General features: G+C 49.2%; 18 protein-coding genes and 1 riboswitch. Of the genes, 7 read left to right on the top strand and 11 right to left on the bottom strand.

Translation table 11 applies throughout. The features are described from left to right. Positions 1-31 precede the first annotated feature (31 nt). Positions 32-757 carry a diguanylate cyclase domain-containing protein gene (locus ABH897_RS23710; RefSeq protein ID WP_404529714.1) on the top strand — a complete coding sequence of 242 codons (726 nt, stop codon included), beginning with the start codon at positions 32-34 and terminating at the stop codon, positions 755-757. A 100-nt stretch (positions 758-857) separates the two neighbouring features. Here ABH897_RS23710 and ABH897_RS23705 read toward each other — a convergent pair whose 3' ends face one another. Next, entirely contained in the window at positions 858-1,313 is a 456-nt protein-coding gene (locus ABH897_RS23705) for a cupin domain-containing protein (protein WP_283654294.1), read from the bottom strand. A gap of 307 nt (positions 1,314-1,620) precedes the next feature. Here ABH897_RS23705 and ABH897_RS23700 point away from each other — a divergent pair, with 307 nt between their 5' ends. The 4 genes from ABH897_RS23700 to ABH897_RS23685 all read left to right on the top strand — a co-directional run bounded on the left by ABH897_RS23700 (position 1,621) and on the right by ABH897_RS23685 (position 4,636). Then, positions 1,621-2,379 carry an amino acid ABC transporter ATP-binding protein gene (locus ABH897_RS23700; RefSeq protein WP_044647746.1) on the top strand — a complete coding sequence of 253 codons (759 nt, stop codon included), beginning with the start codon at positions 1,621-1,623 and terminating at the stop codon, positions 2,377-2,379. A gap of 83 nt (positions 2,380-2,462) precedes the next feature. Continuing rightward, on the top strand, positions 2,463-3,293 hold the full coding sequence (locus tag ABH897_RS23695) for a transporter substrate-binding domain-containing protein (RefSeq protein ID WP_283654292.1): 831 nt from the start codon (positions 2,463-2,465) through the stop codon (positions 3,291-3,293). A gap of 18 nt (positions 3,294-3,311) precedes the next feature. Continuing rightward, positions 3,312-3,971, top strand: a complete 660-nt coding sequence (locus ABH897_RS23690; protein WP_283654291.1) for an amino acid ABC transporter permease — start codon at positions 3,312-3,314, stop codon at positions 3,969-3,971. 14 nt (positions 3,972-3,985) lie between these two features. Beyond that, the gene (locus ABH897_RS23685; protein ID WP_283654290.1) at positions 3,986-4,636 is read left to right on the top strand and encodes an amino acid ABC transporter permease; all 651 of its coding nucleotides are present in this window, start codon (positions 3,986-3,988) and stop codon (positions 4,634-4,636) included. A gap of 21 nt (positions 4,637-4,657) precedes the next feature. Here the strand turns inward: ABH897_RS23685 and ABH897_RS23680 are convergent, their stop codons facing one another. The 7 genes from ABH897_RS23680 to ABH897_RS23650 all read right to left on the bottom strand — a co-directional run bounded on the left by ABH897_RS23680 (position 4,658) and on the right by ABH897_RS23650 (position 13,275). Further along, complete coding sequence (locus ABH897_RS23680) at positions 4,658-5,551, bottom strand: LysR family transcriptional regulator (protein ID WP_404592818.1); 894 nt, start codon at positions 5,549-5,551, stop codon at positions 4,658-4,660. A gap of 101 nt (positions 5,552-5,652) precedes the next feature. Next, positions 5,653-7,473, bottom strand: coding sequence for an oligopeptide ABC transporter substrate-binding protein (gene opp4A, locus ABH897_RS23675; protein WP_283654289.1), 1,821 nt, complete (start codon positions 7,471-7,473; stop codon positions 5,653-5,655). 42 nt (positions 7,474-7,515) lie between these two features. Further along, positions 7,516-8,415 carry an ABC transporter permease gene (locus ABH897_RS23670; protein ID WP_192512264.1) on the bottom strand — a complete coding sequence of 300 codons (900 nt, stop codon included), beginning with the start codon at positions 8,413-8,415 and terminating at the stop codon, positions 7,516-7,518. 39 nt (positions 8,416-8,454) lie between these two features. Further along, the gene (opp4B, locus tag ABH897_RS23665) at positions 8,455-9,423 is read right to left on the bottom strand and encodes an oligopeptide ABC transporter permease (protein ID WP_283657538.1); all 969 of its coding nucleotides are present in this window, start codon (positions 9,421-9,423) and stop codon (positions 8,455-8,457) included. 14 nt (positions 9,424-9,437) lie between these two features. Continuing rightward, positions 9,438-10,364, bottom strand: coding sequence for an ABC transporter ATP-binding protein (locus ABH897_RS23660; protein WP_283654288.1), 927 nt, complete (start codon positions 10,362-10,364; stop codon positions 9,438-9,440). Further along, on the bottom strand, positions 10,342-11,373 hold the full coding sequence (locus tag ABH897_RS23655; RefSeq protein WP_404521514.1) for an ABC transporter ATP-binding protein: 1,032 nt from the start codon (positions 11,371-11,373) through the stop codon (positions 10,342-10,344). The genes ABH897_RS23660 and ABH897_RS23655 overlap by 23 nt, the downstream gene beginning before the upstream one ends. Positions 11,374-11,697: 324 nt before the next feature. Further along, complete coding sequence (locus ABH897_RS23650) at positions 11,698-13,275, bottom strand: DUF6359 domain-containing protein (protein WP_283654286.1); 1,578 nt, start codon at positions 13,273-13,275, stop codon at positions 11,698-11,700. A gap of 213 nt (positions 13,276-13,488) precedes the next feature. After that, positions 13,489-13,602, top strand: a riboswitch (glycine riboswitch). 209 nt (positions 13,603-13,811) lie between these two features. On the opposite strand from ABH897_RS23650, the gene sdaAB reads away from it, so the two are divergent. Then, positions 13,812-14,501 (top strand): L-serine ammonia-lyase, iron-sulfur-dependent subunit beta, encoded by a 690-nt coding sequence (gene sdaAB / locus ABH897_RS23645; protein ID WP_283654285.1) that lies wholly within the window; start codon positions 13,812-13,814, stop codon positions 14,499-14,501. Beyond that, positions 14,491-15,390, top strand: a complete 900-nt coding sequence (gene sdaAA / locus ABH897_RS23640) for an L-serine ammonia-lyase, iron-sulfur-dependent, subunit alpha (protein ID WP_283654284.1) — start codon at positions 14,491-14,493, stop codon at positions 15,388-15,390. Before sdaAB ends, sdaAA begins: the two co-directional genes overlap by 11 nt. Before the next feature lie 102 nt (positions 15,391-15,492). Here the strand turns inward: sdaAA and ABH897_RS23635 are convergent, their stop codons facing one another. From ABH897_RS23635 to ABH897_RS23625, 3 genes are all read right to left on the bottom strand, one after another. After that, on the bottom strand, positions 15,493-17,829 hold the full coding sequence (locus ABH897_RS23635; RefSeq protein ID WP_404592803.1) for an Ig-like domain-containing protein: 2,337 nt from the start codon (positions 17,827-17,829) through the stop codon (positions 15,493-15,495). Positions 17,830-18,001: 172 nt separating this feature from the next. Continuing rightward, entirely contained in the window at positions 18,002-19,162 is a 1,161-nt protein-coding gene (locus ABH897_RS23630; protein WP_283654282.1) for a serine hydrolase domain-containing protein, read from the bottom strand. 165 nt (positions 19,163-19,327) lie between these two features. After that, positions 19,328-19,789 (bottom strand): pyridoxamine 5'-phosphate oxidase family protein, encoded by a 462-nt coding sequence (locus ABH897_RS23625; protein WP_283654281.1) that lies wholly within the window; start codon positions 19,787-19,789, stop codon positions 19,328-19,330. Positions 19,790-19,818: the final 29 nt, after the last annotated feature.

Below are 19,818 nucleotides of genomic sequence, written 5' to 3'. Positions count from 1 at the left end.
AAAACGAGGAAGGGGAACAACTATCAATGATATGAGTGGTGACATGAACTTGAATTTAGCTCAAAACTCCTACATGCTCTTATGTTTATTGATCTTAAACCTGATCGTATGGACATGCCTTGGGATTTTTTTAAGGTCTGTATTTGTGGAAAGAACTATGCTAAGGAAACTTGCTTACCAAGACCCTGTAACAGGTTTGTTCAATCGGAATGCGCTCAACCACTTTTGGCAGCAACATAAAGGCAAAGAAAGCACTGCTATTTTATACATTGACCTGGACGGCTTCAAAGCCATTAATGATGCTTATGGACACAAGGTTGGCGATATGTTGTTACATGAAGTTAGCCTTCATCTGCTACAAGTCATGAATGCGAACCAAAAGGCTTTTCGAATTGGAGGGGATGAATTTTTACTCATTATAAAAAATTTTGATTCCGACCAGGTAAAAATTTTGGCGCAACTCCTCCTAAGAAAAATCAGCAGCGCCTACAGCATTCATGGACACAGACTATCTGTCACAGGAAGTATTGGTATTAGCTTGAATCCATCCCAGAAGGACAATCTGCAGACATTGCTCAAAGAGGCGGATATCGCCATGTACCATGCCAAACGAATGGGAAGAAATCGTTATGCCGTGTATTCCAAGATTAGCCGGAAACAGAGCAGCTCATACAACACTACACGGATCAAAAACCTCGCAAAAGACATTCGAAAGCGCCATAATGTCCATGTCAAAAAACAACCTGCACCTCTATAAGCCAGGAAACTATCCAAACCCGGCTGAGAATATAAATCAGGCGGGTCATTCCTGTTGATTTAAGGAACACACCCGCCAATAAAAACTTCCTTATTCAGTTTTACACCTTTGCAATCAGCTTGAAATCGTCAAAGTGGAATCCCGGAGCAACGACACAGGTTACCAGCACAGGCTCATCCCCAAGCGGACGCGCCGTTTGCCATACTGTGCCCGGCACCAGCGCTTGTGGATGCTGTCCTGCCTCCACATCGGCACCGACAATAATCACCGTTTCTTCACCAGGTTGTTCTCCGCTTCCACCCAATTTCAACTCCACAGGGCTTCCGCTATGATACAGCCACAGCTCATCCGAATGCACGACATGCCACTCGGAGAACTCGCCCGGATGCAGCAAAAAATACGTCGATGAAGCTGCAAAGCGCGGACCGGAATACACATCCGGCAGTACAGGCTTCGGAATTTGAAAATGGGACTTCCACATTTCTTTGTACCAGCCGCCTTCCGGATGGGGCTCCATGCCCAATGCGGTTACCAGCGGTGAAATAGCTTTCGTCATTGTACTAACCTTCCTTTACCCTAAATTCCTTCTCCCCTACTGTAAAACATAGCGTTGCTTTTGTCACGTTTCTCCCTTGGAATGTCGAAGGAGATTATTTTATGTCAAATAAAATAACATTAATTTATGCATTCATGCTCGTTTACATGTGAAAATACCGGTTCACTCATGAATAATTACATAAAAATATATTTTACGTGAAGTTTTATGACATAAAATCTTGTTTTTTATTGTAAGCTTATAGTATCATGAGAGAAAATTTTGAAATTTTGATAGAGCTTGATCATGCCAGCCAATCTACCAAGCTATGTATCCAAGCCTGAAAGGGGTGAGCCTTCTGATCCAGTTTCGCAACGTCAACAAGCATTTTGGTCACTTCCATGTACTTAAAGACATCAATCTTCAGATTAAGGAGGGCGAGGTCGTCGTGATCATCGGACCCTCTGGCTCGGGTAAAAGCACCCTGCTACGCTGCATCAACCGTTTGGAAACCATATCGGACGGGGAACTGATCGTCAACGAAATACCTGTACATGACAAAAAGATTGATATTAACGCCTTCCGGCGCAATATCGGTATGGTATTCCAGCATTTCAATTTGTATCCCCATAAAAAGGTAATCGAGAACATTGTACTCGCACCCATGAAGGTGCTGGGCATCTCAAAGAAAGAGGCTACCCAAACAGCCATCACCTATTTGAAGCGTGTTGGAATCGAGGAAAAAGCACAGAGCTACCCCGCCCAATTGTCCGGGGGACAGCAGCAACGGGTTGCTATCGCCCGTGGCCTCGCGATGAATCCAAAGATCATGCTGTTTGACGAGCCTACCTCCGCTCTTGATCCCGAAACCATTGGGGAGGTACTGGATGTTATGCGTTCGCTCGCCCATCAGGGCATCACTATGGTCATTGTGACTCATGAAATGGGCTTTGCCCGTGAAGTAGCGGATCGCGTCATTTTCATGGACAAAGGACAGATTTTAGAAGACAGTCAGCCTGCCGAGTTTTTTCAGAATCCGGGTGAAGAGCGGGCACGCCTGTTCCTGAGCCGTCTGATTCATCATTAAGCAGACCTTTAAATGGAGTCAGGATTTTTGCAAACTCCTCTGGAGTGTAAATTCAGAATGTAAATCGAAAGGGGATTGTTCAAATGAGAAAAAGATATTCATGGAGTGCCCTTATGCTGCTTACGCTGTCCTGTCTACTCGTTTTGGCTGGCTGTGGAGGCAAGCAAGGAACGGCAACGTCGGGGAATGAGGCGGCGGCAGCCAACGGGCTGGAAGCCATCAAGCAACGTGGCAAGCTGGTTGTTGGGGTGAAATACGACACCAAGCTGTTCGGTCTGAAAGACCCGGCTAGCGGGGAAGTAGAAGGCTTTGATATCGACATTGCCAAGGCGGTAGCCAAACATATTTTTGGAGACGAAACCAAGCTTGAATTGAAGGAAGTCACATCCAAAACACGAATCACCTTGCTGCAAAACGGGGACATCGACGCCATTATCGCAACCATGACCATTTCGGACGAACGTAAAAAGCAGGTTGATTTCAGCGATGTCTACTTTAACGCCGGGCAATCCCTGCTCGTGAAAAAAGGAAGCCCGATTACCGGTCTGGAGTCCCTGACCCCGGCTACCAAGGTACTCGCAGTTAAAGGCTCCACCTCCGCCAAAAATATACGCGAAAAAGCACCCAAAGCGACTATACTGGAGTTCGAAAACTACCAGGATGCATTCAACGCACTCAAGGCAGGTCAAGGGCAGGCGTTGACCACCGATAACTCTATTCTGCTCGGCATGCAACAACAAGACCCGAATTACACTCTTGTAGGCGGGAACTTCACTGAGGAACCTTACGGCATTGCGGTGAAGAAGGGACAAACGGAATTGCTGCAAGCCATTAACGATACGCTCAAGGAACTGAAAAGCAACGGTGAATACGATAAGCTCCACGAGCAATGGCTTGGGGTTAAACCCGAATAATGGGGGTGTCATCCGCAGATGCTTACTTTTGATATCAACGTACTTTTCGACCATAGCGACCGCTTCATAGAAGGCTTGCTTCATACCGTTCAAGCCAGTGTCATTGCCTTGATCGGAAGCTTTATTCTGGGCGCGATCATCGCTATCCTCCGAATTGCGCCCTTTAAATGGCTTAACTGGATTGGGACTGTCTATGTAGAGGTCATTCGTAATATCCCGTTACTGATCGTTGTATTGTTCTTTTATCTGGGACTTCCCACTTTGGGCGTTCCCTTGGACGGGTTTGTGTCTGGAACGCTTGGCTTGACTGTGTACACAGCCTCCTTTATTGCAGAAGCGATACGTGCCGGTATCCAGTCCGTACCGAAGGGGCAATTCGAAGCCGCACGCTCCTCCGGGCTGAGCTACAACCAGACGATGATCAGTATTATTTTGCCACAAGCGATTAAAATTGTACTGCCTGCGATTGGCAACCAGTTCATCAATCTGGTCAAAAACTCTTCCGTATTAGCTATAGTAGCCGGACTGGACCTGATGTATTATTCGGATCTGATTAACTCGGATACCTTTATGCCCATCACCGTCTATGCCATCACAGCGTTGCTATACCTTACCTTGACGGTTCCACTTAGCTTTCTTGTCCTGTATATGGAGCGTCGCCTGTCCAAAACATCCTAAGGAGGGAAGCCCGTATGGATTTCAGTGGTATGTTTGCATGGCCTAATGTGCGTTTTATACTGGAGGGCTTCCTGCTGACGCTGGAGGTCTCCGTTTATTCCATCATGTTCAGCTTCGTGCTCGGTATCGTGTTCGGTATCCTGCGCTATACGCGCTTACCTGTCATTTCACAAGTAGCGGCCTTTTTAATCGATCTGATTCGCAATCTTCCGTTATTGCTCATTATCTTCTTCATCGGTATGGTCTTACCGTCCATTGGTCTTTCCATTTCACTTAAATGGGCAGCCATTACGGGCCTGTCGATCTTCGAGGGTGCCATGATCGCCGAGATTGTCCGTAGCGGTTTGAACTCCGTTCATAAAGGACAGATTGAAGCCGCACGGTCCTCCGGGCTGAGCTATTCCAGAACGTTATGGCATATCATTTTGCCGCAAGCGCTCCGCCGTATGGTGCCGCCCATCGTCAGCCAGTTCATTTCCCTGCTCAAGGATACTTCTCTCGCGGTCATTATCAGTCTGCCGGAGCTGACACATAACATTCAGATTGTCGGCGGTCAAAATCAGTCCTTCGTCATTCCTGCTCTGCTGTTCGCCGCTTTCCTGTACTTCGCTGTCAATTACAGCATGTCGCTGCTTGCACGCAGGCTGGAGGTGCGTACTCATTAGCATTCATTACACATAGCTTGATCAGGGCTGCCGCCAGCCTGAACGTTCTGTCAGCACAGCATGTATTTTTTCAATCAGCCTCTTGATTACTTCTCCCTTGTAACGGTCTGACCGATGAATCAGCTCCAGCCGAACCTCGGGTACTCCCCGTGAAATAGGTACTGCACAAAGGGATGAACGGTCCAGGGATGTTGCGAGGGATTTGGTCTGGATAGTCACTGCGAGTCCCTCCTGTACCCAGCGCAGGATCGCAGGAATGGAATGGGTCTCCATCGCAGTGGTAAAGGGATACCCTCGATCACAGAAGCATTTTTCAATGTGCCTTCTACCCGGATGATCCCCTGGCTGCATAGCCCAAGGCATGTGCCTCAATTCGTCCAGTGCAATCGAAGAACGGTTGGCAAACGCATGTCCTGCCGGGACAATAAGACAGTAGCTCTCCGTCCGAAGCGGTAGCTGGACGAGCCTTTCATCCATACCTGAGTGCAGCGTAATGCCAAGGTCCATCCGGTTATCCAGCACCTGCTCCAGCAATTCAAAGGATGGGTGGATGTGCAGACTGATTTTAGGAAACAAACGATGAAAATCCATAAACATCTCTTGCAATGGTTCCTCCAGCTCCGGCAACGCGATACCGATCCGTAAGCTTCCCCGTTGCTCGGTGCGAAGCTCCTCAATGGAAGCTTTCGCCTGCTGTAGATCCTTGAGCGCATGAGCGCTGTGCTGTAGCAACAGTTTTCCAGCCTCTGTCATTTTGATCTTTTTGCCTGCACGATTAAAGAGGGTCATCCCCAGTTCTTCCTCCAACGCCTTAATTTGCAAACTGAGCGTAGGCTGGGAGATTCCGATCTTTTCAGAAGCTTTCGTAAAATGCAGTTCCTCACATACGGCTATGAAGTATTGAAGCTGGCGTATTTCCGTCTTATTTCTCTCCCTTCGAAATTCCGCAGATGGTTACATTAAAAGGCTAAAAGAAGCACGAGATCGGATCACTCCGGTTCGCGCTTCTTTTTAGATTATTGTGCTACTTCTGCTTTTTCCGCCGTCAACGTAATATTGGCAAACGTGTCTGCACCATACTCCTTGCCACGGGTAATGTCGTAATTGGCTACCCGGTTATTCAGAGCCTCCAGCGAATAGCGGAATAACGTCGGTACGATTGGAGCTTCCTCACTCATATACGCCTGCCACTGATTATATATATCTTTACGATAGTTGTCGTCAAAGGCTTTGACCGACACGCCTTCCTTCAACAGCTTATCATTTTCTTCACTCGTAAAGCGCGAATAGTTAAAGCTGGCTCCCCGTCCATACAGCCCACCAGGATCTACATCTGAACCTGTTCCCCATGCGCCGCCAAAAATATCGATGCCGGGATCATCCTTTTGCACACGATCATAGAAAGAATTGAACTCCAGTAGACGACCGTCCACCAGCTCCACATGAAGCCCGACATCCTTCCAGTTTTGCAAATAGAACTTCGCCAGTGATTCGGCTGTCGCATCCCCGCTCATCGCTGCATAATGGAGCACCAGCTCCTTACCCTTAGGGTCCTCACGGTAGCCATCTCCATTGGTATCCACATATCCTGCCTCGTCCAGCAGCTTTTTCGCTTTGTCCGGGTCATATGTGATGCCCTTCGCGTTCGTGTCATGATATCCCTTAAAGGCAGGCGGAATCAGGGACGTTGCCGGAACCCGAAGCCCGTGATAGAGCTGCTTGCCGACCTGCTCATTATTCAGCGCATAGCCGAGCGCCTGACGCAATGACTTGTTCGCCAGCTTGGCGTTCGGGTCCATAATATTTAGACTCTTGGCCTGATCGAATTTGCCCAGTTTAAAGCCTACATAGCTATAAGACAATTCCTCCTGACCGAGAAACTGTACATTTTTCGGATTGCTGGCTTCATCGTAACGGGTGGTTGGATAGCTGGCCCAGTCAATTTCTCCGCTTTTCAGCGCTTCTGTAATGACATTCGGGTTCACAACCTTCAAATGAAGGCCATCCAGCTTGGGCTCACCGTGAAAATAATCCTTGTTTTTGACAAATTCCACAGATTCACCTGTGACCATAGATTTAATTTTGAACGGCCCATAGCCAATCGGATTTTTACGGACAGGATCAGATCCAGCCATATCCTTCACGGGAATGTTCTGAAACACCTTTTTCTCCAGTGGCGTAGACCAGAGTCCCGATTTCACCGATGGATTAGGCTCCTTGAACTGAATGGTAACCTCTTTCTCATTCAACACCTTGATGCCGGAAATCGTTTTGGCCTTGCCCGCGTGATATTCCTCCATACCCACAATATTCGTCATAAAGCTATCGTAACGCGGACCCTCGTAGTCCTTGTGACCGATGACTTCATAGGAAAAGGCATAGTCCTCCGCCGTTACGGGATTACCATCTGTCCAGTTCAGCTTGGGATCAATTTTGACAGTCACCGCCTTATTGTCTGCGGAAAAGGAAATCGTCGCCGCTCCTTTATCGTCAATATTCAGATTGGAATCAATCGAAAACATAGAAGGGTAGAAAAATTGGAAGACTTCAAAATCCGGGTTTCCATCATAAAATACAGGGTTCAAAATTCCTTCAAAAGGGGTATCGGACACAAGTGCATAATTGATGACACCGCCCTTAATCGGTGCCTTATCATTCTTGACCGCCTTCGCCAGCGCTGTCGCATTCACCTGCTTGCTGTCTGATCCTGAGCCGCCTGTACCATCAGACGATTTTCCTCCATTTGAAGCGGAAGGCGCGCCGCTGCATGCGGCCAGAGAAAGCACCAAAATTGCAGATAGAACAGGCAGAATTCCTTTTTTCCAGCGTTTAACCATTGTAAGCCCCTCCTTGTCATTGTCCTTATTATGGAACTTCGATTAACCCAATCGTTGTCTGGCATCCGTGGCGCGTTTGAGCGCCTGGCCGATAAAGTTGATCGCCAGCATTAGCACCAAAATAAGTAAAGATGCAGGCAACCACATCCACCAGCTATTCTGTAATACATCCGGGTCATTGGCGTAGCTCACCAGCGTACCCAAGCTTGGCGTGGATTCTGGCAACCCAAAGCCGAGATAGGAAAGTCCAGTTTCAATCCCGATATTTCCCGCGAGGCTGAGCGTCAGATTGACGATCACGACCGAGCTGAGATTGGGCAGTACGCCAAACCAGATAATTTTCCAATTGGGTGTGCCGAGCGTTTTGGAGGCCTGCACATAGTCCAGCTCCCGCTCCGACAGTACCTTGGCTCGAATCAGACGTGCTTTTCCAATCCACAAAAAAGCGGTCATGATGAAAATAAAAGATCCTATGCCGCTCTTGGGGACAATACTGACGAATACGATCACCAGCATCAAAAACGGAAGCACCAGGATAAAATCAATGATCCGCATGATAATGTTATCAACCAAGCCGCCATAAAAACCCGCCAGCAGTCCCAGCGTCAAGCCGATGGCAGCGGATAATAGCGTAATCGTGAAGCCAATCGTGAAGGAATTGCGTGCCCCAATGACCAGCTGACCGAAAATATCTCTGCCCGCCCGGTCCGTGCCCAGCCAATGCGCCGAGCTTGGAGCCTCACGGATCGCGCCCAAATCCACCGTCGTAACTACATCCTGATTCACAAACAGAACGGATGAATAAATAAAGATCAAAAACAAAACCACAAACGCGATGGATACCAGCGCCGTTTTGTCACGCACCAGCTCGCGGCGCAGTACAGACCAGCTGGATGGTGATTTACGAATAATCTCTGGCGTGAAAACCTCCTCTACCTGTATGGACACCTTACATCCCTCCCCTTCCTCTGAAGTTGTTCGTTATTCGATCCGAATGCGAGGATCGACCTTGCTCAGGATGACATCAGACAAAAGGGTTCCCAACAATGCCAGAAAGCCGGAAATCATCACCAGCGCTGTCACGACTGAAAAATCGCGTTGGGTGATGGACTGGAGAAATAGCTGACCCAGCCCCGGATACCCAAAGATGGATTCAAGGAAAATGTTGCCCGCAATCACTCCCGTCAGGTCATAGCCCAAAAAGGCAGCAATCGGTAGCAGCGAATTTTTGAAAATATGACGGGAATAGATTTTCCCCTCAGGTACCCCTTTGGAACGCGCTGTTTTTACAAAATCCTTTAACCGTGTGTCGATGACCTCATTGCGCAAATACTGAATCGTGGCTGTCGTACTAAGCAATGCTCCTGTAACCGCTGGCAATATAAGATGGTAAGCCTTGTTGATGTAATATGCCGAGGTTCCCGGCTCCACGCCCACATCCACACTGCCGCTGGTCGGAAACCAGCCAAGCCTGAAGCCGAACACGTACAGTAGCAGCAACGCGAGTATAAATAAGGGGGTCGCAAAGCTGAGATAGGTATAACCCACCACGGTTTTGTCCAGCGGACTATGCTGATAACGACCACTAAGTACACCGAGTGGAATCGCGATCAGATACGTCAAAATCAGGATCACTACGCCCAAAAAGAACGTGTTCCCCAGACGGCTACCGATCAGATCGGTGACGCCGATTTTATGTACATATGATTTTCCCAAATCCCCATAAGCCAATCGGGCAAGCCAGTTGCCATATTGTACCCACACCGGATCATTCAGCCCTAATTTTTGCCGTTGCTCCTCCAGCGCCGCCGGATTCAAATTGGGTGTCGAGGTTATGAGTCCTGTCAGGGCATCCCCCGGCATGGCCTTCGCCAGAAAAAAGATAAGTATGCTCAAAGCAAACAGCTGAGGGATCATGATCAGCAGCCGACGCAGTATAAATTTCCACATATTTTGTCCCCCCTTTATGGTAAAGCGACTTGATGGGACGGGCTTACCGCTTTTAGCGCAAACGGCTTGCCGTTCTCATCCAGATGTTTGGGCAGCTCTGTTTTGTAGGAGGACAACAGCGTTCGCCTTTTTTGAGCATTGTCCAGCCGCTTGGCAGGATCTATATTCGGAATGGTTGCAATAAGACGCTGGGTATACAAATGCTGCGGATGCTCATAAATATCCTGTTCGCTTCCCTGTTCCACCAGACGCCCCTGGTACATAATCCCGATTTGGTCGCACATATGGCGGATAATACCGAGGTCGTGGCTGATGAATAAATACGTCAAATTAAATTCCCGCTGCACATCCTTCATAAAATTAAGCACCTGTGCCTGAACGGACACATCCAGCGCTGATACCGGCTCATCAGCAATGATCAGCTTTGGATTCAACGTGAGCGCACGTGCAATGCCGATCCGCTGTCGCTGTCCCCCGGAAAATTCATGCGGATATTTGTAGGCCGCATCGGCGTTCAAGCCGACCTTTTCCAGCAGCGTCTGAACTTTTCGGCGTTCCTCCTCACTACTCAGCTTTTCGAAATTCCGCAACGGCTCGGCGATGACATCCAGCACACGCTTACGCGGATTGAGCGAGGAATACGGGTCCTGAAAGATCATCTGAATGTCTCTCCGCAGCGGATGGAGGTTGTTACGGCTTAAGGCCGTTAGGTCATCTCCGTTAAAAAGAACTTGCCCGCTCGTCAGCTTATTTAGACCGATGATCGTCCTTCCTGTAGTCGTTTTTCCGCAGCCGGATTCTCCAACCAGCCCGTACGACTGACCCGCCTCAATGCTGATGGACACACCATCCACTGCTTTTACCTGATCGACCACACGCTGGAAGAAACCACCGCGCACCGGATAATGGACTCTCAGATCATTTAGCTCCAGCAGTGCCATGAGCAGCTTCCCCCTTTGCCTCGTCTTCAAAATGAAAATGCTGATAACATGTACAGCGGACCCAATGCCCGGGAGAAATCTCACTTAAATGGGGATGATCCTCATGCGTTTCATGCTGAATCCAGGGGATACGTGGAGCAAAGCGGCAGCTATTGCGGGGAATATCCTGCAAGGAAGGGACGATTCCTCCGATGACGTGCAACGGTTCTCCCTTGGTATGTGATCCCGGCATGGATGCGAGCAAAGAGCGCGTATACGGATGCTGGGGCTGTCGGAACAATTCAAAAACATTGGCGCTTTCCACGATTTCTCCGGCATACATGACCACCACGCGGTCCGCCACCTCTGCCACAACGCCAAGATCGTGCGTAATCAGGATAATGCCGCTTCCAGTCTCCTGTTGAAGCTGCTTGAGCAAGTCGAGAATTTGAGATTGAATGGTTACATCGAGCGCTGTAGTCGGCTCGTCTGCAATAATGAGGGCAGGACGACAAGCGATGGCAATGGCGATCATCACACGCTGCCGCATCCCCCCTGACAGCTCATGCGGATACTGGTCGTATACACGTACGGGATTCGGAATATCCACACTCTCCAGTAATTCCAGCACACGCACCTTTTTCTGCTTCGTAGAGAGGGTCGTATGATAATCGAGGTTTTCCTCAATTTGCTTACCAATGCTCATTAGCGGATTCAGTGCTGTCAGCGGGTCCTGAAAAATCATGCCGATGCCTGCTCCGCGGATTTTGTTCATTTGCCCTGTGGAGAGACGATTCAGATCCGTGCCTTTAAAAAGAATCTGTCCCTCCACGCGGGTACGCTCCAGATCGTGCAGTTGTGCTATCGAAAGCGCCAGCGCGCTTTTGCCGCAGCCGGACTCTCCGACCACAGCCAGCACTTCATTGGGATTGACCGTCAGATCCAGATGGTCAACTGCGGGGTAATATTGATCCTTAATGCGAAAAGATACCGTTAACCCTTTGATCTCCAACACCGGCTCGATACTCAATGTGTGTGCTTCCTCCGTTCTCCATGGCCTTGTCCTGCTTATGCACGCCACGCTTGATGTTAAACCTCTCATCAACATTACATACCGATTTAGTCGGAATAATTTGAATTCATCCTATCACCAGTATATGGATATATCAATTAAGATTAGACTATCATGATCATTTAAAAAACCAATGATTCAGCAGCAGCGCGACCTTTCTGGCACAAAATGTAATGAAATAACCAACCACAGGTTAATTTTCAGCGCAAAAAAAGCCGCCTGACGCCCTTAAAGGGATCAAGCGACTGGCTGGTCCAGCTCAAATTGTACTCTCTTCGCTGGTTACGAAGCCGCTCCATAGGAGCCGGACTTGAACGTTCTTGGATCGTACCATTTGTAGCCCGCTGCCGGAGCAGCCCAAGGCTCAGGCTGCGGTTCTGTAGAAGCCGCAGGCTCCTCGAACGGCAGCAGCTGTGTTGGCTGGTCCAGCGTCAGACCCGCCACATCGGACAGCTTCGTATAGTCCTGCTTCCATGCAAGCCATTGGACGGTTTGTACCAGGAAGGTGGAATCGTCGACTTCCTTGAAACCATCGTACGTCTTCTTCGACTGTCCGTTTTCCTCACGTACATATTTCGGCGTGGCATCCTCAACTGGCGAAGAATCACCGATAAATGCTGCCTTGCCCTGACCTACCTTGGCTACAGCAGCATAAGGCCCTTCAGCACGGCCCCCGCCGTTATAGACACCCTGGTCCACGGCATTGCCCCATTTTTTCGTGCCTGTAGGAATATAAGCGATTCCTTTAGCCTTGGTCGGATCCATAATCGCCAATGTAGAACCAGCATGCATGGCAATCGAACGTACACCCTTCGTAATGCCGAAGGATTGATCTGCCGCTACGATATCCGTGGCATTTACGTCACCGAGTGCATTGTAGCGAAAACGAACGCCAAAGTTCGTTGCCAGCCAGTCGGAACTGGTTAGTCCCTGCATAGCTGGTGATGCAGCTTCTTCTGTAGTCATCCCTTTGGCCGGATTGGAATAGGCTCCACGGCGGTAGCCGTTCATAACCTCGGAGGAATCCCAACGGTTTTTGTTCCGGTCTGCGTTATAGTGGTCAGAAATGAAGAAAATACTGCCTCCATTCTTCACATATTGAACCAGAGCAGCTTGCTCGGATGCCTTAAAGGCAACATTGGCTTCACCAATGATGAACACATCATATGGGCGCAGCTTGTCGTACGTTATAGCCTGCTCGCCATAGGTAAAAGGAATGGAACGGTTCAACGGGTCCACGGTAAAACCAGCATTACGCAGTCCGCTGGCAAAATCGGAAAAGGCTCCATCTATAACCCAATCCGCCGCTCCGGCTGTCTGTGCGTGCGTATTATCGAACAGCACTTTTTTGCCTTTTCCATCCGGCAATGTAGTACCAGGATCAGGTTCGCCAGGGTTCCCAGGCTCGCTTCCGCTTACCAGTTCCAGAGCGCTTGGGCTTTTCACTCCACCAAAATTGTTATAGGCACCCAGCGCACCCGTCACGCGAATTTTGCTGCCGATCAGCTCAGGATGGCCTGACAGCCCGAATGGTCCTCTATACGCGGATGTCAGTTGCACATTTAACAGATTAGATGTATTGCGTTCACTCGCCTGATCCGCAATCAGTACGTTAAAATCATTTGCAAATGGGGCAGAGAAATTAGCCGTTTTCGATCCAGTGGCATGTCCGACGACGTAGCCTTCTACCGTCACCGTACCTCCGCTGCTTTGACGCTGAAGCGCTTCCGCTACCGTCAACGCGCCCTCTGCCTTGACCTGGCCGAATGGAACGAAGAGTCCTACCAGCAGTGATACGATTGCCGCCAGATGCAGCATTCCTTTCAAGCGTGAACCTGTGAACCGAAAACCTTTTACCATACGTAAATGTCCCTCCCATTATTCCATAAATTAGCTTGTCCTCTATCAGATTAGCTATCAACCTTCTAATTCCTTCCTGATTTCATCCATAATTATGTAAAATTTAATCTTTTTTATTGAGAAGATTCCTGATTCTGTAAAATACCAACCTGTGATTGACACCGGGCATGGCATACATTACGCTTAGGAGGAATTGTTGAACGGTATACGCGAATGAAGATGACGGGAGAGCCTGTCCGGGAATCACATCCCGGCAGCACCGAAGGAGCAAGACGTCAGCACCCGGCTGGCGGATAATCTCTCAGGTCCATGTATCGTCATCTGACGCAACTCTGGAGAGAGCGCAAGCCACCCAAGGGGTAAGGCGGTATACACCGCACGAAACTCTCAGGTAACGAGGACAGAGATAAGGGAAATTTCCTTATCCTGTCCTTTTTTGTGCTTACATGCTGCGTCAGCATTAGAAACCGTCACACCCGCGCAAAGGCGCGGCAGCACCATATACTATGATATTCAAACATACAGGGGGCCACACCATGCGTTTCAAAGATGTATTTTCCATTATCGGTCCGGCTATGACCGGACCCTCCAGCTCACATACCGCTGGCGCGGTGCGGCTCGCACGTGTTGCCAGGCACTGGCTCGGTGTGCAACCTGACCGTGCCCGCATGACGCTGTACGGCTCATTTGCCGATACGTACAAGGGACACGGCACAGACCTGGCACTCATTGCCGGACTGCTGAATTACGATACAGACGACTACCGGATTCCGGATGCTGAGCAATGTGCAGAGCAGGCCGGGATGGAAGTAGAGTTCGCTGTCAGCGGACTGCCCGCCCCTCATCCGAACACGGTCCGCTTCGAGCTATGGAAGGGTGAAGATCAGCGCACGCTGCTAGGCTCCTCCATCGGCGGTGGAAACATTCATGTTCAACAGCTCAACGAATTCCGGGTCAATCTAACCGGAGAGTTGCCTACGCTGGTGCTTCTTCACTCGGATAAGCCCGGAACATTGGGCGCGGTGACTTCAGCGCTGGGCGCGGCTGACATTAACATTGCCTATATGCACGTGGATCGCAAAGGCCGGGATGGCGAAGCGCTCACTGCTATTGAAACCGATAGCCCCGCTCCGGCTGAATTAATTGCCGAGCTGCGGGCTTTGCCTCATATGTATGGAATCAAAATGATTAACTTGAAAAAAGGAGCTGAATCCGATGCGGTTTAGCCATCTGCATGAATTAGGTGCCTTGTGCGCCGAGGAATCCACTACGATTGGTCGCCTGATGATCAAGGAACAGGTACAAGAGACGAACACACCGGAGGAAGAAATCTTCCGCCAAATGGCTGATTATTATGAAGTCATGAAGGAGGCCGTTCATCGCGGACAAACACAGGACACTGTATCCCGCAGCGGATTGACAGGCGGCGACGGCAAACGCCTGGCGGAATATTTGCGTGCAGGGGAAACCTGCTCCGGCGATGCCTCGGCACTCGCCATGGCGTACGCCCTTTCCGTGTCAGAGGTCAATGCGTCCATGGGTCGCATTGTCGCCACACCCACCGCAGGCTCATGCGGGGTCATCCCCGGTGTGTTCATCAGCGCGCAGGAGCGGTTCGGCTGGGATGACGAGCATATGGTGCGCGGACTGTTCGCCGCTGGAGCGATTGGCTACGTCATCGCCAACAATTCCTTCATCTCCGGTGCGGAGGGAGGCTGTCAGGCCGAGATTGGCTCAGCCATCGGGATGGCCGCAGGGGCCATGGTCGAGCTGCGCGGCGGTACGCCAGAGCAGGCCATCCATGCAGTGGGCCTCGCGCTCAAGAACACGCTCGGCCTGATTTGCGACCCCGTCGCCGGACTCGTGGAGATTCCGTGCATCGTGCGCAACGGGCTGGGAGCCGTGACCGCGCTTGCCGCCGCGGATATGGCTCTGGCGGGTGTGCGCAGCGCCATCCCGTCTGACGAAGTCATCGACGTGATGCTAGAAGTCGGCAGCGCGATGCCGTCCAAGCACCGCGAGACAGCCAAGGGCGGCCTGGCCCAAACGCCGACCGGCAAGCGTCTGACGGAGTCGCTTACGCGCAACATACCAGCCAAGAAGGATAAGTCGTAGCTTTCAGGCGACTGCCACCCCAAATAACACATGGGGAGAGAACAGTCGCCTTATAAAAAAAGAGCAAGCATGTCGTCCTTAGACGTATGCTTGCTCTTTTTTTTACTGTACGTTCACCTGTACCTTCGTCGTTTTCCCTGCATATTTCACGGTAATCACAGCTTTACCTTTACCCTGTGCCTTAATGCTGCCGTCTTTGACCGTGGCAACAATAATTCGGGACGAGGACCAGACTGCCGGCTTGGATACATCCTTCTCCGACTCATCCTTATACGTAGCTGTAGCCGTAACCTTAGCTACCTGTCCTGCTTTCAAATTCAGCGAGACTTCGTCGGTTTGCAAATATTTAAGCGTATCGACATCCACAGGTACGGTGATATATTTCCCGCCAAACTTCGCTTGAATATTGGTTTTACCGTAGCCTACCGCGGTAACCTGGCCCTTTTTGACTGTAGCTACCTTATAATTTAACGTTTTCCATTCGGCTTGGGCCGTAACGTCCTTTTCTTTGCCATCACTGGATTTGACCACAATTGCGATGGTTTTTTGATCTCCTGATTTAAGCGATAACGCGATAGCATCCGCCTCAATCTGTTGCGCTACATCCACTTCTACTGTAAATGTAATGCTTTGCTTGCCATAAGAAGCTGTAACAGTAGCCTTACCACTGCCATTCGCTTTGATCAAGCCCTCGCTAACCTCGACCACTTTCACATTGCTGGTAGTCCAGGTGGCATCCTTGGTTACATCTGTTTTTGTACCGCTGCTCTTGATGCCTGTTACTTTCAACTGCTTCGTTTCCTGGGCACCAAGCGCAATCACGCGTGTGTCTGTTTCCAAACGGTCTACGAGACCGACTTGTACATTAATGGTCAGCTTTTTGCCATTATAAGTGGCGGTAACAGCCGCCTTACCCGCTGCTTTACCCGTAATTGTTCCTTTGGACACCGAAGCAACATCTTCCGCGCTTGAAGTCCATTCTGCATCCTGTGTCACATCTTCCTTACGACCATCCGCATACGTAGCGGTCAGAGTAGCAACATAATCCTCATCAATATCAATCGTTGCTGTTTTGGAGGACAGGGACAGGTCACCAGGCACATTCACAGATACCGTCGCTGTGACTGTTTTGCCGCCATAAGAAGCAGTGATCGTTGCCTCACCTGTTTTATAGCCCGTCACTTCACCCTTGCTGACAAAAGCAATATCTTCATTGCTGGATTTCCATTCTGCCTTATCCGTGATATCTTCTTCCGTACCTGTTACGTACGTCGCGGTTAGCTTGAGCTTCTTGGATTCCTTGGCATTCAGGCTCAACTTGTCCTCGCTCAAATCCAGATATCTGGACGTTTCCACGTCTGCCTTAATCGAAACCGTCTTATCGCCATACTTCGCGGTCACCGTAGCCGAACCCGCTCCAATCGCCATAATCGTTCCTTTGGTCACCGTCGCAATTTTTTCATCGCTTGTGGACCATGTAGCTTTATCCGTGACGTCCGTTACCGTTCCATCCGGGTACACCGCAGAAACCTGTACTTTTTTGGATTCATCCAAACGGAGAAAAATATTGGATTCGCTGGCTTTCAGCTTATTCGTTTGATCGACATCCACCGAAATGGTAGCAGACATCGTACCGTATTTACCGGTAATCGTCGCTTTACCTGCGCTGTAGCCCGTAATCGTGCCTTTCAGTACATCCGCCACGGCTGCATTGCTGGAGCTCCACTCGGCGGACTCAGTAACATCCTGCACGGTTCCATCCGGGAAGGTCGCTGTCAATTTGACCTTCTCGGTATCCTTCAGCAAAAGGGAAACCTCAGATGGACTGACATCCAAACGTTTAACCTGTTCTACCTGCACAGCAATCGTTACGGTTTGTTGACCGTATACGGCCTTAATGTTGGCTGTACCTGCTCCCTGAGCGGTAACCAATCCGTTAACTACGGTTGCTACCTTCTGGTTATCCGAGGTCCAGGTAGCATCACCCGATACCTGAGCTGTCGTGTTATCACTGTAAGTCGCTGTCAGATTGATCTGTCCTGTGCCGCTTGAACGCAAGCTCAAGCTTTGTACACTGGATGTGAGCGCCTTAACCTTTTTCGTTACATGTACCTGAACCGATTGTATCTTATCCTTATAGGTTGCAACCACAGTCGCATCCCCTTCGCCCTTACCAGAAACTGTACCGTTATATACCGTAGCAATAGCAGTATTATCACTTTTCCAATCCGTGCTTACAGTTACATTTGAAGTCGTCCCATCGGCGTAAATAGCCGTAGCCGTCAACGCAGCCGTATCTCCCTGCTGCACAGTCACCTCGTTAGAGGAAAGGACAATCTTGGAAAGCACCGGATCAGCTGCGGATGCAAACCCTGCGTATGATGTAAAACTTGAGATCAGGATGACCAACGCCAAGAAACCGGACCATCTATTCTTCAAAATCTAATTCCCTCCCATTTCGAAACTTAAAATTAAGGATTTCGCAAAATCCTTATACCTACGTTTTATGTCGACATGTGGAAAAGAATAGTTTAGGCTTTAAAGAAAATTTGGTCCTTATTAACTAGAATCGGTACTGACAAAGATTAAGCCGTTACATATAACCTCACTTTTACAAACAGCTGTAAGCTGCTGCACGAAGCCTCAAATGGTGGTATTCTTCCATATTTGGGGCCAGCTGATGCATATAAACGACCGAGAACTGCTCGCTTGGATCTATAGAAACCCAAGTACCTGCTGCTCCCGACCAGCCAAATTCTCCAATAGAGCTGTTTGCATGTCCAGCCGCTTTATCAATTAACGTGCGCACGCCCAATCCGTAACCATAACCTGTATGATATGAATTCGTAAAATCGGATAATTGGGCTGTACTCAGATGATTGGTGCGCATTAAATCAATTGTTTTTCTCCCTAAAAGCCTCACACCGTCTATCGTACCGCCATTCGACAGCATTTGTGAAAATGTGAGGTACTCTTTAACTGTCGAATATAAACCTGCCCCTCCACTTTCATATACAGCGTCCGGCTGATGATGCTCATCCAAGAAACCCTCAATTTTTTCAAGCTCTCCGGTGTCTGTCCGTTGATAAAAAGAGGCCATACGCGATTCAATATCTCCACGATAACGGTAACCTGTATTCTTCATTCCAAGCGGATCAAAAATTTCATCCTTTAGGAATTGTCCTAATAATTTTCCTGAAATGACTTCAATAAGACCTGCAACAAGATCATGTCCATATCCGTATAACCATCGTGTTCCCGGTTCAAAGGCAAGCGGAACTTCAGAAAGCGCTTTAATCTCTGCGCGCAGATCATATTTCCCCTGCTTGTCCTTTAACGCTGTAATGACCTTTTGCATAGCTTTTCCTGTATCTGAATACTCGGAAGCGTAAGGAAGACCCGCACTCATATTGAATATATGCTTAATTAAAATGGGAGTCTCCGCTTTATCCATATAGGTATGTCCGTTAGGAGCGGTTTTGAATACATACGAATTACGATATTCGGGTAAATATTCATACAAAGGCTCATTCAACAAAAATTGTCCGCGTTCATACAGCATAAGTGCAGCCGCACATACAATAACCTTTGTCATGGAAAACAAGCGATACACGGTATCTTCAGTGATTGGTTTTCGAGCTTCCAGATCAGCATATCCGTGATACCCTTCATACAACACTTGGCCATTTTGCGCAATGGCACAACCACAACCTGCTGGCCCATTCGCTATGAATTGTTGTAATAACTGATCTACCTTTTCAAAACGAGACATATTCATTCCTCCTGTTTTGCTTTCAAAAGAAACAAGCTTTCCCTCGTGCTCTAATTTCCTGTAACAACAAGCCCAACCTGAATTTCTTGTAAGCGCTTATCCCCTCGCATTTATTTTAACGGTAAAATTAGTAATTACAAAGATTATTTTCATAACCAAATGGCTTTACATTAACAGTTCTGCCACTGTTTTTTTCCAGCGATTTAACACTGCTTCCGGCTCCTTGAGTCGGACCGTAACACCTGTCACAATATCCGCATATTGGGCCGAATCTTCTCGGGCTGCGAATACCTGTGCCGCAAACCGTTCGCGTACATGCTTGGCTCCGGGCAACATCGGCAAATGCTCCAGCGACAATCGGACATAATGCGCCTTCCCGCCGATGAACACCGCGAGTGTCGCCTTCCCGGTACGAATCATGTTGCCCGTCGTAGTCGTGCCCGGCCATAGTGCCAGACGCAGATTTCCCTCATCCAGCGCTACAACCTCGCCTACGCTAATCATTGCAATATGCGGCCACTGATCCTCAGTGACCGTCAGCAGCATCATCGCTTCATGCTGCTTGTTCTCCAATGCCTTGCCGTCCAACAGCGTGAACAGCTCCTTGCCGATCCTTGGTGTCTGCATGAAGTATACTCCCCTTTACATTTGGCCTA

The organism is Paenibacillus sp. RC73 (assembly GCF_044908085.1).
GTDB lineage: Bacteria > Bacillota > Bacilli > Paenibacillales > Paenibacillaceae > Paenibacillus > Paenibacillus terrae_A.
The sequence above is the reverse complement of the archived record's forward strand: the minus strand, read 5'-3'. Positions and strand labels throughout refer to the sequence as shown.